We start from the raw sequence: 16433 nt of genomic DNA, 5'->3' as shown, positions 1-16433 counted from the left end.
ATGTTTATGAACAACCCGGCCGCCACCTACGTCGAGGAAACCCGCTTTGGCTTCTGGTTCTTGCAGAGCCACGTCTGGCAGCACCATGTGCTGCGCGTGGCGATCAACGACCTGCGCGGACTGTTCGCCGGCCCGCTGCCAGAAGCACCAGTGCTGCTGGATGCCGGCTGCGGCCAGGGCAAGTCCTTCGGCCTGCTCGCCGAGGCGTTTGCGCCTGCACGGATAATCGGTCTGGACGCCGACCCGCACAGCCTCGACTGCTCGCGTGCCGAGGCGGAGCGCCTGGGCCTGGATGTGCAATTGATCGCCAGCGACTGCGCCGCCATCGACCTACCGGATGCCAGCGTCGACCTGCTGTTCTGTCACCAGACCTTCCATCACCTGGTCGAGCAGGAACAGGCCCTGGCCGAGTTCTGGCGCGTGCTCAAGCCGGGCGGGCGCTTGCTGTTCGCCGAATCGACTCAGTACTACATCGACACCTGGGTGATCCGCTGGCTATTCCGCCACCCCATGCATGTGCAGAAAAGCGCCGAAGGCTATCTGGCTATGTTGCGCGACCAGGGCTTCGAATTTGTCGCCGACAACATCTCCTACCCCTATCTATGGTGGAGTCGCTCCAAGGACTTCGGCCTGCTGGAGCGCTGGGGGCTGATGAAACCCAAGCCGGCGGGCCAACGCAATGAAACCCTGGTCAATGTGGTGGCGCGCAAGCCGCTGGAGGCAACTCCGGCATGAGACGCCTCGTCCTGCTCGGCCTCGGCCTGCTACTCAGCGCCTGCGCCGCTCACACGCCGCTGCCGCTAAGCGCACCGACCTTTGGTGCGCCACTGCCCGCCGCGTTGCGTGTCGAACGCCAGCAAGGCGCGGATCAGCAGACCTGGTGGCTGGTGGTGCAGGCCGAACAATCGGCATTGCGCTGGTCGCTGTTCGATCCACTCGGCGTGCCCCTGGCGCGGCAGTTGCTGGAGAATGGCCAGTGGCGCGCCGATGGCCTGCTGCCGCCCAATAGCGAGGCCCAGGAACTGTTCGCCGCGCTGCTGTTCGCCCTCACCCCGATCGATAAGCTGCCCGCCAGCTATGCGCCGGATACCTGGCAGCAACTGGCCGACGGCCAGCGCCGGCTTAATCCGCACTGGCTGATCGACTACCACGCGCCGCTGGATTTCACCCTGAGTCAGGGCCAGGTGCTGAGTTACCGGGTCTATGCCCTCGCCGACGAAGAGATTCCCTGATGCCGGTTTACCTCAACGCACTGGGCCTTAACTGCGCCCTCGGCCAAGGCAAGCAGGCGGTGGCGACAGCGCTGTTTGCCGGCGATAGCAGCGGCATGCAGGCGCAAACCGGTTGGGTGGCCGAGCGCGTGCTGACCGTCGGCGCCGTGCCTGGCAGCCTGCCTGATTTACCCGATTTGCCGGACCATCCGCCGAGCCGCAATAACCAGCTGCTGCTGGCTGCCGCGCTGGAAATCGAGCCAGAACTGCGCGCCGCCATCAGCCGTTTCGGTGCCGAGCGTGTCGCCGTGGTACTCGGCACCAGCACCTCGGGCATTGAGGAAGCCAGCCAGAGCATCGCCACCTATCTCAACGAGGGCGAGTTGCCGGCGCATTATCACTATGCCCAGCAGGAGCTGGCTGAACCGGCGAATTTTCTCAGTGACTGGCTGGGCCTGAGCGGGCCGTGCTTTAGCATTTCCACCGCCTGTACCTCGGGCGCGCGGGCGCTGCTGAGCGCGCAGCGTCTGCTGAACCTCGGGGTGTGCGATGCGGTGATCTGCGGTGGCGTGGACAGCCTGTGTCGCCTGACGCTGAATGGTTTTACCGCCCTGGAAGCCGTCTCGGCGGAGCGCTGCAACCCGTTTTCCGTCAATCGCCATGGCATTAATATCGGCGAAGCGGCGGCGCTGTTCTTAATGACCAGAGAGCCGCTAAGCGGCGCAGCCCAGAGTGCTGTACCAATCACACTGCTCGGCGGCGGCGCCTGCTCAGATGCTCACCATATTTCCGCACCGCAGCCCGATGGCCTTGGTGCCCAGGCGGCCATGCGCAAAGCACTGGCGGCAGCCGGGATCCGCGCTGATCAGGTCGATTACCTGAACCTGCATGGCACCGCCACCACACACAATGACGCCATGGAAAGCCAGGCGGTGCAGGCCATCTTCCCCGATGGTGTGCCCTGTTCATCGAGCAAGTCCATGGTCGGTCATACCCTTGGCGCGGCCGGGGCACTGGAAGCGGCTTTCTGCTGGCTGACCCTGAGCGAATACAACCCGGATCAGCTACTCCCCCCGCACCTGTGGGACGGCCATGCTGACCCGGCCTTGCCAGCACTGAATCTGGTCCAGCCCGGCACGCAACTGCGCAGCAGTCGCCCACGCCGACTGATGAGCAACTCCTTCGCCTTTGGCGGCAACAATATCAGCCTGCTCTTGGGTGAAGAGCACGGCGAAATGCCAGGAGAACATCCATGAGCCAATGGCCAATCGCCGAGCTGATTCCCCACGCCGCGGACATGATCCTGATCGATCAGGTGCTGCGCTTTGGCGATGAGGACATCGAAACCCAGCTGACCATCCGCAACGGCGGCCTGTTCAGCCTGGAGGACGGCAGCCTGCCGGCCTGGGTTGGCATCGAGCTGATGGCGCAAAGCGTCGCCGCCTACGCAGGCTGCCAGGCGCGCCTGCGCGGCGAGCCGGTGGAGCTGGGCTTTCTGCTTGGCACGCGCAAGTACGAATGCAATGTCGAACGCTTCCCGGCCGGAGCCGAGCTGCATATCCATGCGAGCCGCTCGCTGCAGGATGACAACGGCATGGGCGTGTTCGAATGCCAGCTGCGCGGTCCCGGCATCGAGGCCTTGGCACGGCTTAACGTATTCCGGCCACCCCAGGTGGCCAGCTATCTTCAGGAAGAATTTCAGGAAACTCAGCCATGAGCGAAACAGCAGCCCTGCGCGAAACCATTCTGGTCACCGGTTCCAGCCGTGGCATCGGCCGGGCGATTGCACTGCGCCTGGCCAAAAGCGGCTATGACATCGTGCTGCATTGCCGCGCCCGCCGCGAGGAAGCCGAAGCGGTGCAGGCGCAGATTGAGGCGCTGGGTCAGCAGGCGCGCATCCTGCAATTCGATGTTTCCGACCGCGCCGCCTGCCGCGCGGCGCTGGAAGCCGATGTCGAGCAGCACGGCGCGTATTATGGGGTCGTGTGTAATGCAGGGTTGACCCGCGACGGCGCTTTCCCGGCGCTGAGCGAGGACGACTGGGACATCGTCATGCGCACCAACCTGGACGGTTTCTATAACGTGCTGCACCCGCTGACCATGCCCATGGTGCGGCGGCGCAAGGCCGGGCGCATCGTCTGCATCACCTCGGTGTCCGGGCTGATTGGCAACCGCGGCCAGGTCAACTACAGCGCCTCCAAGGCCGGCATCATCGGCGCGGCCAAGGCCTTGGCCATCGAGCTGGGCAAGCGCAAGATCACGGTCAACTGCGTCGCACCCGGACTGATCGATACCGAAATCCTCGATGCCGATGTGCCGGTTGAGGAAATCCTTAAGATGGTCCCCGCACAGCGTATGGGCACCCCGGAAGAAGTGGCCGGCGCGGTGAATTTTCTGATGTCCGAGGAGGCGGCCTACATTACCCGCCAGGTCCTCGCAGTGAATGGTGGGTTGTGCTGATGAGCGGATGCAAACGGGTGGTAGTCACCGGCATGGCCGGCGTGACCTCGCTGGGCAGCGACTGGCCGACGATTGAGGCGAACTTCAAGGCCGGCAAGAGCGGCATCCGCTACATGCACGAGTGGGACCGTTTCAGCGAGCTGAACACCCGCCTCGGCGGCCCGGTGGATGACTTCGTGCAACCCAAGCACTGGAACCGCAAGCAGACCCGCAGCATGGGCCGCGTCTCGAAACTGGTGGTATACGCCGCCGAACGTGCGCTGGAGCACGCCGGCCTGCTCGGCGACGAACGCATTCAAGACGGTCGGATGGGCGTGGCCTGCGGCTCCTCCACCGGCAGCACCGACGAGATCAAGGCGTTCGGCAATATGCTGCTCAACTCGGTGGCCGACGGCCTGAATGCCAACTCCTACATCCGTATGATGCCGCACACCACGGCGGCCAATATCAGCATTTTCTTCGGCCTCAAGGGTCGCCTGATCCCCACCTCCAGCGCGTGCACCAGCGGCAGCCAGGGCATCGGCTACGCCTATGAAGCGATCAAGTTTGGCCGCCTGCCGATGATGCTCGCCGGCGGCGCCGAGGAACTCTGCCCCACCGAAGCCATGGTCTTCGATGCGCTTTATGCCACCAGCCTGAAAAACGACGCCCCGCACACTTCGCCGCGTCCCTACGACAGCGGCCGCGATGGTCTGGTGATCGGTGAAGGCGCCGGCATTCTGGTACTCGAAGAACTGGAGCACGCCTTGGCCCGTGGTGCGACCATCCATGCAGAAATCGTCGGCTTTGGCTGCAACTCAGACGGCCAGCACGCTACCAAACCGGTGCAGGCGACTATGCGCGGAGCAATGGAGCTGGCGCTGCAGGATGCCGGTTTACAACCCTCCGCCATCGGTTACGTCAACGGCCACGGCACTGCCACCGACCAGGGTGATGTCGCGGAAACCCTGGCGACCCAGGAACTGTTCGGCAGCCAGATGCCGATCAGCTCGCAGAAGAGCTACTTCGGCCACACCCTGGGCGCCTGTGGCGCGCTGGAGTCCTGGTTCAGTATCGAAATGATGAACTCAGACAGCTATGTGCCGACCCTGAATCTGGATGCGGTCGATCCGGCCTGCGGCGAACTGGACTACCTGCGCGGTGAATTCCGCCAGATGAGCCACCAGTACGTGATGAACAACAACTTCGCTTTTGGCGGAGTGAATACGTCGCTGATCTTCAAACGCTGGAGCTAAAAAGCAGCTGGATTACACTGGCTAAGGCAGCAACCTCTTTTTGCGCAACCCAAAGCAGTTCCCAGAAAAACCTCATATAAAAGGAGCGACCCATGAACGCCAAAACCTGGATTCTCGCAGCAGCCTGCATCAGCCTGTTCCCTGCCGTCAGCCAAGCTCGTGACACCACCCACTTTTTGCCATTCGAGACTGTCGTGCAGGAAGCCCTCAACGCTGGCCGCCTAGACGGCAGCGTGAAGTTCTACCTGGCTGGCAACAAACCAGCTGGCGCGGTCAGCGTGGTTAAATCCGGCGTCACCACCAGCCAGAAGACCAACGCCTTCAACAAGAGCGATGAAGCCGCCTGCAGCTGGGCCCTGCAGTCCGCGTTGATCCGCTTCCAGAACGCGGCCAAAGCGGCCGGTGCCAATGCCGTGGTCGACCTGGCCAGCAACTACAAGAACGTCGAGTACAAGGACAGCCAGAAGTATGAATGCCACGCTGGCGCGATCATGGCGGGCGTCGCCCTCAAAGGAAACCTGGCCAATGTCAAATAAGCCCTTACGGCTCGGCCTGTTCATCGTATTGGCGTTGAGCGCCAGCCTGCCCGCACTCGCCGACGTGGACGGCCAGCAGCTGTACCGTCAGCACTGCGCCAAATGCCACGCCGAAGACGGCCGCGCCAACACCATGCGCGGCTGGTTGTACTTTGCGCAGAACCTGAGCAAGGCCAAATGGCAGGACAACAACAGCGACAGCGACATCCTCGAAGCCATTCAGGACGGTCCCGGCGCCATGCCCGGCTACGCCGATACGCTCAGCGAAGCCGAACAGCTGGCGCTGGTAAAGGCCGTACGCGATTTGCGTAAGCCCTGAGCAACACGCAGATAAAACAAAGGCCGCATGAGCGGCCTTTGTTTTGTGCAGGGCTTACTGATGGTACTGCCCAGACAACTCATGCACCGCTTCGAAGAAGGCACGCGCATGCTCAGGATCGACTTCCGGGGTGATGCCGTGGCCAAGGTTGAACACCTGACCACTGCCATGACCATAAGCCGCGAGAATACGCCCGACTTCAGCGCGGATTGCCGCCGGGTTGGCGTACAGCACGCTCGGGTCCATGTTGCCCTGCAGCGCCACCTTGTTGCCGACACGGGCACGGGCGCTGCCGATATCGCAGGTCCAGTCCAGGCCCAGCGCTTCGGCACCGCTATCCGCCATCGACTCCAGCCATAGGCCGCCGCCCTTGGTGAACAGAATCACCGGCACGCGGCGACCATCGTGCTCGCGGATCAGCCCGTCGATGATCTTCTGCATATAGGCCAGGGAGAACTCCTGATACGCCGCCGCTGACAGCGAACCGCCCCAGGAATCGAAAATCTGCACGGCCTGTGCGCCGGCCTTGATCTGCCCATTGAGGTAGGCGGTCACCGACTGCGCCAACTTGTCGAGCAGCGCGTGCATGGCCTGCGGGTTGTCGTAGAGCATGGCCTTGGACTTGCGGAAGTCCTTGCTTGAGCCGCCTTCAACCATATAGGTGGCCAGGGTCCAGGGGCTGCCGGTAAAACCGATCAATGGCACGCGGCCATTCAACTCACGGCGAATGGTGCGCACGGCGTCCATCACATAACCCAGATCCTGCTCTGGATCGGGGATCGGCAGCGCTTCGATATCAGCCATGCTGCTGATGACTTTCTTGAAACGCGGGCCTTCGCCGGTTTCAAAATACAGGCCCTGGCCCATGGCGTCGGGGATGGTCAGGATGTCAGAGAACAGAATCGCCGCATCGAGCTGCGGGTAGCGGTCCAGCGGCTGGATGGTGACCTCGCAGGCCAGCTCCGGGTTCTTCATCAGTTTGACGAAGTCACCGGCCTTGGCGCGGGTAGCGCGGTACTCCGGCAGGTAACGACCGGCCTGGCGCATCATCCACACTGGGGTGACGTCGACAGGCTGCTTGAGCAGAGCACGAAGGAAGCGGTCGTTCTTCAGGGCGGTCATGGCAGTTCCCGAGAAAAGTAATCGGTAAAAAAGTGCGGGCATTTTCGCAGAGCGCAAAACAAAAGGCACGGCGAGTGCCGTGCCTTTTATCTATTGCGACGATTTGCCTCGGCCCGTGAGGCCAAGCCAATCACGCAGACGCTTAGACGCCGAGGTAGTCGAGGATGCCTTCGGCGGCGTTCCTGCCTTCGAAGATCGCCGTCACCACCAGGTCAGAACCGCGAACCATATCTCCACCGGCGAAGATCTTCGGGTTGCTGGTCTGGTGCTTGAACTGGCTCTGCTCCGGCGCTACCACACGGCCTTGGCTGTCGGTTTCGATCGTGAAATCGCTGAACCAGGCAGCCGGGCTTGGACGGAAACCGAAGGCGATCAGCACGGCTTCCGCCGGGATGATTTCCTCGGAGCCCGGAATCGGCTCAGGGCTGCGACGGCCACGGGCATCCGGCTCGCCGAGACGGGTCTCGACCACTTTCACGCCCTCAACCTTGCCTTCACCAACGATGGCGATGGGCTGACGGTTGAAGAGGAATTTCACCCCTTCTTCCTTGGCGTTCTTCACTTCTTTGCGCGAGCCCGGCATGTTCTCTTCGTCGCGGCGATAGGCGCAAGTAACCGACTTGGCGCCCTGGCGAATCGAGGTACGGTTGCAGTCCATCGCGGTGTCGCCACCGCCGAGCACGACGATGCGCTTGCCCTTCATGTCGATAAAATCTTCCGCGTTCTTCTCGAAACCGAGGTTGCGGTTGACGTTGGCGATCAGGAAATCCAGCGCATCGGTGACGCCCGGCAGGTCTTCGCCAGGGAAGCCACCTTTCATGTAGGTGTAGGTGCCCATGCCCATAAACACGGCATCGTACTCATCCAGCAGCTGCTGCATGGTGATGTCTGTGCCAATCTCGGTGTTCAGGCGGAACTCGACGCCCATGCCGGTGAAGACTTCGCGGCGATTGCTCAGCACGCTCTTCTCCAGCTTGAACTCGGGGATACCGAAAGTCAGCAGGCCGCCGATTTCCGGGTTCTTGTCGAACACCACCGGGGTCACACCGTTGCGCACCAGTACGTCGGCGCAGCCCAGGCCAGCCGGGCCAGCACCGATGACCGCAACGCGCTTGCCGGTTGGCACCACGCGCGACATGTCCGGACGCCAGCCCATGGCGAACGCCGTATCGGTGATGTACTTCTCCACCGAGCCGATGGTCACCGCGCCGAAGCCGTCATTCAGGGTACACGCACCCTCGCACAGACGGTCCTGCGGACACACGCGGCCGCAGACTTCCGGCAGGGTGTTGGTCTGGTGCGACAGTTCGGCGGCGGCGAGGATGTTGCCCTCGGACACCAGTTTGAGCCAGTTGGGAATGAAGTTGTGCACCGGGCACTTCCATTCGCAATAGGGGTTACCACAGCCCAGGCAACGGTGTGCCTGATCGGCCGCTTGCGCAGGCTTGAAGTTGTCGTAGATCTCGACGAACTCTTTCTTACGCTGACGCAACAGTTTCTTCTTCGGGTCTTTGCGCCCGACTTCGATGAACTGGAAGTCGTTATTCAGACGTTCAGTCATTGCAATACCTCATCAAACCACTTCAGGCGCATTCTTATTGCGGGTTGGCACGGGTGCTGGAGAGCAACGATTTCAGGCTTGCCGCCTTCGGTTTGACCAGCCAGAACTTGCGCAGGTAGTCGTCCAGGTTTTCCAGCAGGGTCGCGCCCCACTCACTCGATGTTTCCTGGACGTACTCGGCGAGCACGCGCTCCAGGTGGCTACGGTAAGCCTCCATCGACTCATTATTGATCCGCTGAATTTCCACCAGCTCGTGGTTAACGCGGTCGTAGAAGCTGTTATCCAGATCCAGCACATAGGCGAAACCGCCGGTCATGCCGGAACCGAAGTTGTAGCCGGTCTTGCCCAGTACGCAGACAAAGCCACCGGTCATGTATTCGCAGCAATGGTCGCCTGTGCCTTCAACCACGGTGTGTGCACCGGAGTTACGCACGGCGAAACGCTCGCCCGCAGTACCCGCGGCGAACAGCTTGCCGCCAGTGGCGCCGTACAGACAGGTGTTGCCGATGATGGCGCTGTCCTGGGTCTTGAACGGGCTGCCTTTCGGCGGGGTGATCACCAGCTTGCCGCCGGTCATGCCCTTGCCGACGTAGTCGTTGGCGTCGCCTTCAAGGTATAGGTTCAGACCACCGGCGTTCCACACACCGAAGCTCTGGCCCGCAGTGCCCTTGAAGCGGAAGGTGATCGGCGCCTTGGCCATGCCCTGGTTGCCGTGTTTGCGGGCGATTTCGCCGGAGACACGGGCACCGATGGAACGGTCACAGTTGCAGATTTCCAGATCAATCTCAGCACCGCTGGCTGCCTCAATCGCCGGCTTGACCAGCTCGACCATCTTCTCGGCCAGCAGGCCTTCGTCGAACGGCGGATTGCGATCAACCAGGCAGAACTGCGGCTTGTCGGCCGGAATGTGGTCGCTGCCGAGCAGCGGCGTCAGGTCCAGATACCCCTGCTTGGCGGTTTCGCCCGGCAGAATTTCCAGCAGATCGGTACGCCCGATCAGCTCTTCCAGGCTGCGGACACCCAGCTTGGCCAGCCACTCGCGGGTTTCTTCGGCGACATAGGTGAAGAAGTTCATCACCATTTCGACGGTGCCGATGAAGTGATCCTTGCGCAGCTTGTCGTTCTGCGTGGCCACGCCGGTGGCGCAGTTGTTCAGGTGACAGATGCGCAGGTATTTACAGCCCAGAGCGATCATCGGCGCAGTACCGAAGCCGAAGCTTTCGGCGCCTAGTATGGCCGCCTTGATCACGTCCAGGCCGGTTTTCAGGCCGCCGTCGGTCTGTACCCGCACCTTGCCGCGCAGATCGTTGCCGCGCAGGGTTTGGTGGGTTTCGGCAAGGCCGAGTTCCCACGGCGCACCGGCGTACTTGATCGAGGTCAGCGGCGATGCGCCGGTGCCACCGTCGTAACCGGAGATGGTGATCAGGTCGGCGTAAGCCTTGGCCACACCGGCGGCGATGGTGCCGACACCGGCTTCCGCCACCAGCTTGACCGACACCAGAGCGGCCGGGTTGACCTGTTTGAGGTCATAGATCAGCTGCGCCAGGTCTTCGATGGAATAAATGTCGTGGTGCGGTGGTGGCGAAATCAGGGTCACGCCCGGCACTGCGTAACGCAGTTTGGCGATCAGACCGTTGACCTTGCCGCCCGGCAGCTGGCCGCCCTCACCGGGCTTGGCGCCCTGAGCAACCTTGATCTGCAGCACTTCGGCGTTGACCAGATATTCCGGGGTTACACCGAAACGGCCGGTGGCCACCTGCTTGATCTTCGAGCTGCGCACGGTGCCGTAACGGGCCGGGTCTTCGCCGCCCTCACCGGAGTTGGAGCGGGCACCCAGACGGTTCATCGCCTCGGCAATGGCTTCGTGCGCCTCAGGCGACAACGCGCCAAGGGAAATCCCGGCAGAGTCGAAGCGCTTGAGGATATCGCCCAGTGGCTCAACCTGATCCAGCGCCAGCGGCTGATCGGCCAGCTTCAGTTTCAGCAGGTCGCGCAGCATCGACACCGGACGGGTGTCGACCAGCGTGGTGTATTCCTTGAATTTTTCGTAGCTACCTTGCTGCACCGCCGCCTGCAGGGTGTTGACCACATCCGGGTTGTAGGCGTGGTACTCGCCGCCGTAAACGAACTTGAGCAAGCCGCCTTGCTGGATCGACTTGCGCGCGTTCCAGGCTTCGGCCGCGAGCAGCTTCTGCTCGTTTTCGATATCGACGAAGCGAGCGCCCTTGATGCGGCTGGCCACACCACGGAAGCACAGCTCGGTAACGTCATCGGCCAGGCCGACCGCTTCAAACAGCTGCGCACCTCGGTAGGAGGCAACAGTGGAGATACCCATCTTCGACAGGATCTTCAGCAGGCCTTTGGAGATGCCTTTGCGGTAGTGCTTGAACACTTCGTACAGATCGCCCAGCACTTCGCCGGTGCGGATCAGGTCGCCCAGCACTTCGTAAGCCAGGAACGGATAAACCGCCGACGCGCCGAAGCCGAGCAGCACTGCATAGTGGTGCGGATCGCGGGCAGTCGCAGTCTCGACCAGGATATTGCAGTCGCAACGCAGGCCTTTCTCGGTCAGACGGTGGTGAATCGCACCGGTAACCAGCGAGGCGTGAGCCGGCAGCTTGCCTGGAGCAATGTGGCGGTCAGACAGAACCAGCAGCACCTTACCGGCGCGCACCGCTTCTTCAGCCTGATCGGCCATGTTGCGCACGGCCGCTTCCAGGCCGAGCGACTCGTCGTAGTTCATGTCGATCAGCTGACGCTCGAAGCCTGGGCGATCCAGGTTCATCAAGGCGCGCCACTTGGCCGGCGAAATCACCGGGCTGCTGAGAATCACGCGAGCGGCGTGTTCTGGCGACTCTTCGAAGATATTGCGCTCGGCACCGAGGCAGATCTCCAGCGACATGACGATGGCTTCACGCAGCGGGTCGATCGGCGGGTTGGTTACCTGCGCGAACTGCTGGCGGAAGTAGTCGTACGGCGAGCGCACGCGCTGGCTGAGCACGGCCATCGGCGTGTCATCGCCCATGGAGCCGACTGCTTCCTGGCCTTGTTCACCCAGCGGACGCAGCACCTGATCACGCTCCTCGAAGGTGACCTGGTACATCTTCATGTACTGCTTGAGCTGGTCGACGTCGTAGAACGCCGAACCGTGATCGCGGTCTTCCAGGGTCGCCTGAATGCGCTGGGCACTCTTGCGCATCCACTGCTTGTAGGGGTGACGCGACTTCAGACGGTTGTCGATGTCGTCGCTGCCGAGGATCTGCCCGGTTTCGGTGTCCACCGCGAGGATCTGACCCGGGCCTACGCGGCCCTTGGCCAATACGTCCTCGGGAGCGTAGTTCCACACGCCGATTTCCGACGCCAGGGTGATGTAGCCGTTCTTGGTGGTGACCCAGCGCGCCGGACGCAGACCGTTACGGTCGAGCAGGCACACCGCATGGCGGCCATCGGTGAGTACCACACCGGCCGGACCATCCCAGGGTTCCATGTGCATGGAGTTGTATTCGTAGAACGCGCGCAGATCGGCGTCCATGGTTTCGACGTTCTGCCACGCGGGCGGAATGATCATGCGCACGCCACGGAACAGGTCGATGCCACCGGTGACCATCAGCTCGAGCATGTTGTCCATGCTCGAGGAGTCGGAACCCACGCGGTTGACCAGCGGGCCAAGCTCATCCAAATCAAAGATCTGGTCGTTGGCGAACTTCATACGGCGCGCCTGCGCCCAGTTACGGTTGCCGGTGATGGTATTGATTTCACCGTTGTGCGCCAGGAAGCGGAAGGGCTGAGCCAGCGGCCACTTCGGCAGGGTGTTAGTAGAGAAGCGCTGGTGGAATACGCAAATGGCGGTTTGCAGGCGCTCGTCACCCAGATCCGGGTAGAACTGCTGCAGGTCAGCCGGCATCATCAGGCCTTTGTAGATGATGGTCTTGTGCGAAAAGCTGCAGATGTAGTGATCGCTGTCAGCCGCGTTAGCCACCGAAGAGCGACGACGTGCGCTGAACAGCTTGATCGCGAATTCCTGATCGGACAGGCCTTCGCCGCCGATAAACACCTGCTCGATTTGCGGCAGACGCTCAAGCGCTAAGCGGCCGAGTACGCTGGTGTCGATTGGCACTTTGCGCCAGCCGACCAGGCTCAGGCCGGCAGCAAGAATCTCGCGATTCATGTTTTCGCGGGCCGCTTCAGCCTTCACTGGATCTTGGTTGAAGAACACCATGCCGACGGCGTACTGCTTAGGCAGCTCGACGGCAAAGTGCTGCTGGGCCATGGCCCGCAGGAAAGCATCAGGCTTCTGGATCAGCAGACCGCAACCGTCACCGGTCTTACCGTCGGCGTTGATCCCGCCACGGTGGGTCATGCATGTCAGGGCTTCAATCGCGGTCTGCAGCAGGTGATGGCTAGCCTCACCCTGCATATGGGCGATAAGGCCGAAGCCGCAGTTATCCTTGAACTCATCAGGACGGTACAAACCTGCTTTCATAGGGACTCTCACCAGACGGCCTATCACAAGGCAATTACTTTCTAATTCAACCACTTACCATACGCGCAGGGCTAGGCCCCAGCTTTGCGCAGGCGAAAGGGCAGTTATTGTACATACCCGCCTATGCCGTCACAAACCTTAGTGACGAACCCTTGAAAAAATATGTCGCGAAAACGAAGGATAAGACCGGAAGGTCGTGATAGCGACCGACCGGTCAGCGCAAGCGCTGAAGTGTATCAGCTAGCGCGCCTGAGCAATCTCTTGCTGAATGCCGGCGAAGTTACGCGGCCAGGGCTTACCAGCCTGCACCTTCGCAGGCAGGGTACGCAAGGCCGCTTGCGCCGCATCACGCGTGACAAAGCTGCCATAGGTCACTACGTACAGCGGCTTGCCCTGATGCTGCTTCTTGAAATAGTGGTAATCCGCACCATTGGCTTTTACAAACGCCTGAGCACCACTCTCCAAACGCGCGCCGAGAATCTGCAGGGTATAACGCGAGCCCGCCTGCGCAGCATACCAATCACCGCCAGCCGCCGGCTTGGCCGCAGGGGGCGGAGCTTTCGGCTTTGCTGGAGACGGTGCCGCTGTGACCACTGGCGCAACCGGTTTGACCACAGGCGCAGCAGGCGGCGCAACCACAGGTGCCACCTTAACCGGCTCAGGCACAACTGGCGCCACCGGAACACTTGCTGACACAGCCGGCTCAGGCGCGATATCCGCAGCGCCTGACACACCCGCAGCGTCAGTTTCTTCAGCGCCACTCAAACCGGCGGCCTGCGCCAAAGGCTCACGAATCACCGGCTGCGCTTCGCCCACCAAAGGCAGCGGCAGTGGCTGATTGGCACCCTCAAATTGAATCGCCGGCGCAACCGCCGGAGCAGCTGTCGCACCTGGCTCCGCCACCACGACAGACGGGGGAGTTTCACCGAGTGGCAACTGTGCAATCACCGGCGTATCAACATCCTCAGCCACCCGACCTTGCATAAACCAGGCAGCCAGCACGCCGATAGCCACCACACAAAGGGCCAGCAAATGCTTGCGCGGCAAACTGAAGGAAAAACCACCACGACTCGCCGCACCACGCTGCGCCAACATCGCCTCAACCAGCGACTCGCGCGCAACCTGATTGATTACGCCCGGCCAGCCGGAAGATTGCTCATGAATATCGGCAACCTGGTCATCACTCAACACCTCAATGCCCTGCCCCGCACCCTCAAGACGCTGAGCCAGATACTCGCGCGTCTCATCCTCGCTGTAGGGCTGCAACTCGATGACATGAAAGCACTCATCACCCGCAGCCACACGCTCAAGCCGCATCAGCAGCTGTGAATCAGCAAACAGAAAAACATGCGGACGCCCTTCCGCATTGCCAACCGCCAGACTCAGCAAGCTGGTCAAGGCCGCATCACTGAGATCTTCAGCATCATCCACCAGCACATAGACTTCCTGCCCGGTCAGCGCTAATTGCCCAACCTGCGCAAGAATGGCCGACAGCTCTGGCCGCTGCACCTGCAACCCCTGCGCGACCTGACGCAAAATGCTCGCAGGATCCGAAGCGCCCTTGGCGGACACCACAACACTCTGCACTGCCTGCTTATTGGTACTCGCTACCAGCGCCTGGCGGAGCAGGGTCTTGCCACTGCCTTCCGGCCCACTGACCACCAGCAACAACTGACTGTAACGCGCCAGATGGTGCAACTGACCCAGCACAGGCTTGCGCTGGGCAGGGAAAAACTTAAACCCCGGCACCCTCGAAGCAAAAGGGTCGTGGGTGAAGTGGTAATGATCGAGAAACGCCTCGTCAGCATGCAGACTTGTCATGGGACACTCGTTAATTTTTAATCTGAGCCCGCTGAGCCGCATAGTCTGCGCTCAGCGTGGCATTCAAAATTTCCCGGGGAAAATCACCGGTTACAACCGCCTCACCCAAGCCACGTAACAACACCAGACGCAGCTTGCCATCAAGGACTTTCTTGTCGACCGCCATATGCTCCATAAAATCCTCAGGCGTCATATCCTCAGGTGGAACAACCGGCAACCCTGCAGCCATAAACAACCGAACAGCACGCTCGCGCTCGGGCTTGCTAATCCAGCCCAACCGCTCAGACATATCCAACGCCATGACAGTACCCGCCGCCACCGCTTCACCATGCAGCCACGAACCATAGCCTTGGTGCGTCTCGATGGCATGGCCGAAGGTGTGCCCAAGATTCAACGTAGCGCGCACACCTGACTCACGCTCATCCGCCGCAACCACACGGGCTTTGGCCGCGCAGGAATGAGCAATTGCAGCAGTCAGGGCCTCCTGATCTAGCGCGCGCAATGCTGGCATATGTGCCTCAAGCCAGGACAGGAAGGGCTCATCACAGATCAAACCGTACTTAATCACCTCGGCCAAACCGGCTGACAATTCTCGAGCGGGCAAGGTAGCGAGCGTAGCAGTATCGATCATTACAGCTTGCGGCTGGTAAAAGGCACCCACCATATTCTTACCCAACGGGTGGTTGATCCCGGTTTTACCGCCAACCGACGAATCGACCTGAGACAGCAATGTTGTTGGCACCTGGATAAAATTGACACCGCGCTGGTAACACGACGCTGCAAACCCCGCCATATCACCAATTACGCCGCCCCCAAGAGCAATAACGGTCGTGCGCCGGTCATGCCGCGCACCTAGCAACCCGTCAAAAATCAGCTGCAGGGTTTCCCAGGTTTTGTAACTTTCGCCATCAGGCAAAACCACAGAAGTTACGGCAAAACCAGTAAGCGAGCGCTCAAGCGCTGCGAGATATAGGGGAGCAACTGTCTCATTGGTTACGATCGCGACTTGACGACCAACAATGTGGGCCGCCAACACATCATCACGAGCCAACAGCTCGCCACCGATATAGATCGGGTAGCTGCGCTCACCAAGATCGACATGAAGAGTTTGCATAGAGCCCCCAGGTTTCAAAGGGGCCTAGGATAGCGCAGTTCAGCCTGCGCTTTAACGGGGAGAAAGCGCCTCAAGACGCTCAAGGATCTCTTGTACCACCAGACGAGGAGGACGCTCGTCAGTTTCGACTACTACGTCGGCGATTTCACGGTAAAGCGGATCACGGACTGCCAACAGATCAGCCAGAACCTTACCTGGATCTGCCGCCCGCAACAGGGGGCGATTTCGATCACGTGAAGTACGATCCACCTGCTGCTCGACAGACGCATGCAGATATACCACACGCCCACCGCGCCTAAGGGCAACACGGTTTTCAGCACGCATCACTGCACCGCCGCCGGTGGCAAGCACCATACCATCAACATCGCAAAGATCTGCGATCACCGCCTGCTCACGCTCACGAAATCCCTGCTCACCTTCAACATCAAAGATCCAGGGAATATCTGCGCCCGTACGTTGCTCAATCTCTTTATCAGAGTCTTTGAACGGCAACCGCAACTCTTTAGCAAGCAGGCGCCCGATGGTGCTTTTACCAGCGCCCATCGGGCCAACAAGAATCAAATTCCGCACT

Annotated in this window: 14 protein-coding genes; 8 read left to right on the top strand and 6 right to left on the bottom strand. The window is 61.1% G+C overall.

The genetic code is table 11. The features are described from left to right. The first annotated feature begins 6 nt into the window (after window positions 1–6). The 8 genes from CUR33_RS04240 to CUR33_RS04205 all read left to right on the top strand — a co-directional run bounded on the left by CUR33_RS04240 (window position 7) and on the right by CUR33_RS04205 (window position 5761). Window positions 7–735: a class I SAM-dependent methyltransferase gene (locus tag CUR33_RS04240; protein WP_282874826.1), complete on the top strand. Its 729-nt coding sequence runs from the start codon at window positions 7–9 to the stop codon at window positions 733–735. Next, window positions 732–1232, top strand: a complete 501-nt coding sequence (locus CUR33_RS04235) for a hypothetical protein (protein ID WP_282874825.1) — start codon at window positions 732–734, stop codon at window positions 1230–1232. Before CUR33_RS04240 ends, CUR33_RS04235 begins: the two co-directional genes overlap by 4 nt. Further along, complete coding sequence (locus tag CUR33_RS04230; RefSeq protein WP_289238795.1) at window positions 1232–2467, top strand: beta-ketoacyl-[acyl-carrier-protein] synthase family protein; 1236 nt, start codon at window positions 1232–1234, stop codon at window positions 2465–2467. Before CUR33_RS04235 ends, CUR33_RS04230 begins: the two co-directional genes overlap by 1 nt. Further along, window positions 2464–2928: a hotdog family protein gene (locus CUR33_RS04225; RefSeq protein WP_289238794.1), complete on the top strand. Its 465-nt coding sequence runs from the start codon at window positions 2464–2466 to the stop codon at window positions 2926–2928. Before CUR33_RS04230 ends, CUR33_RS04225 begins: the two co-directional genes overlap by 4 nt. A gap of 14 nt (window positions 2929–2942) precedes the next feature. Next, window positions 2943–3671 carry a 3-oxoacyl-ACP reductase FabG gene (gene fabG, locus CUR33_RS04220; RefSeq protein ID WP_289239501.1) on the top strand — a complete coding sequence of 243 codons (729 nt, stop codon included), beginning with the start codon at window positions 2943–2945 and terminating at the stop codon, window positions 3669–3671. Further along, window positions 3671–4906 (top strand): beta-ketoacyl-ACP synthase, encoded by a 1236-nt coding sequence (locus tag CUR33_RS04215; RefSeq protein WP_090249939.1) that lies wholly within the window; start codon window positions 3671–3673, stop codon window positions 4904–4906. The genes fabG and CUR33_RS04215 overlap by 1 nt, the downstream gene beginning before the upstream one ends. A 92-nt stretch (window positions 4907–4998) precedes the next feature. Continuing rightward, a complete protein-coding gene (locus tag CUR33_RS04210; RefSeq protein WP_090249943.1) occupies window positions 4999–5442 on the top strand; it encodes an excinuclease in 444 nt (147 codons plus the stop codon). Beyond that, on the top strand, window positions 5432–5761 hold the full coding sequence (locus tag CUR33_RS04205; protein ID WP_289238793.1) for a c-type cytochrome: 330 nt from the start codon (window positions 5432–5434) through the stop codon (window positions 5759–5761). The genes CUR33_RS04210 and CUR33_RS04205 overlap by 11 nt, the downstream gene beginning before the upstream one ends. A 54-nt stretch (window positions 5762–5815) precedes the next feature. Here the strand turns inward: CUR33_RS04205 and hemE are convergent, their stop codons facing one another. From hemE to aroK, 6 genes are all read right to left on the bottom strand, one after another. Next, on the bottom strand, window positions 5816–6883 hold the full coding sequence (gene hemE / locus CUR33_RS04200) for a uroporphyrinogen decarboxylase (protein ID WP_090249948.1): 1068 nt from the start codon (window positions 6881–6883) through the stop codon (window positions 5816–5818). 142 nt (window positions 6884–7025) lie between these two features. Continuing rightward, window positions 7026–8444, bottom strand: coding sequence for an FAD-dependent oxidoreductase (locus CUR33_RS04195; RefSeq protein ID WP_160085748.1), 1419 nt, complete (start codon window positions 8442–8444; stop codon window positions 7026–7028). 34 nt (window positions 8445–8478) lie between these two features. Further along, on the bottom strand, window positions 8479–12927 hold the full coding sequence (gltB, locus tag CUR33_RS04190) for a glutamate synthase large subunit (protein WP_289238792.1): 4449 nt from the start codon (window positions 12925–12927) through the stop codon (window positions 8479–8481). Between the two features lie 240 nt (window positions 12928–13167). Further along, window positions 13168–14748, bottom strand: a complete 1581-nt coding sequence (locus CUR33_RS04185; RefSeq protein ID WP_289238791.1) for an AAA family ATPase — start codon at window positions 14746–14748, stop codon at window positions 13168–13170. Window positions 14749–14758: 10 nt separating this feature from the next. After that, window positions 14759–15862: a 3-dehydroquinate synthase gene (gene aroB, locus CUR33_RS04180; protein WP_289238790.1), complete on the bottom strand. Its 1104-nt coding sequence runs from the start codon at window positions 15860–15862 to the stop codon at window positions 14759–14761. A gap of 51 nt (window positions 15863–15913) precedes the next feature. Next, window positions 15914–16432, bottom strand: a complete 519-nt coding sequence (gene aroK, locus CUR33_RS04175; RefSeq protein WP_289238789.1) for a shikimate kinase AroK — start codon at window positions 16430–16432, stop codon at window positions 15914–15916. Window position 16433 lies beyond the last annotated feature (1 nt).

This window comes from Pseudomonas sp. FEMGT703P, from assembly GCF_002786345.1.
Classification (GTDB): Bacteria; Pseudomonadota; Gammaproteobacteria; order Pseudomonadales; family Pseudomonadaceae; genus Aquipseudomonas; species Aquipseudomonas peli.
Note: the sequence above shows the minus strand (reverse complement) of the source record. Positions and strands in the feature narration are given on the sequence as shown.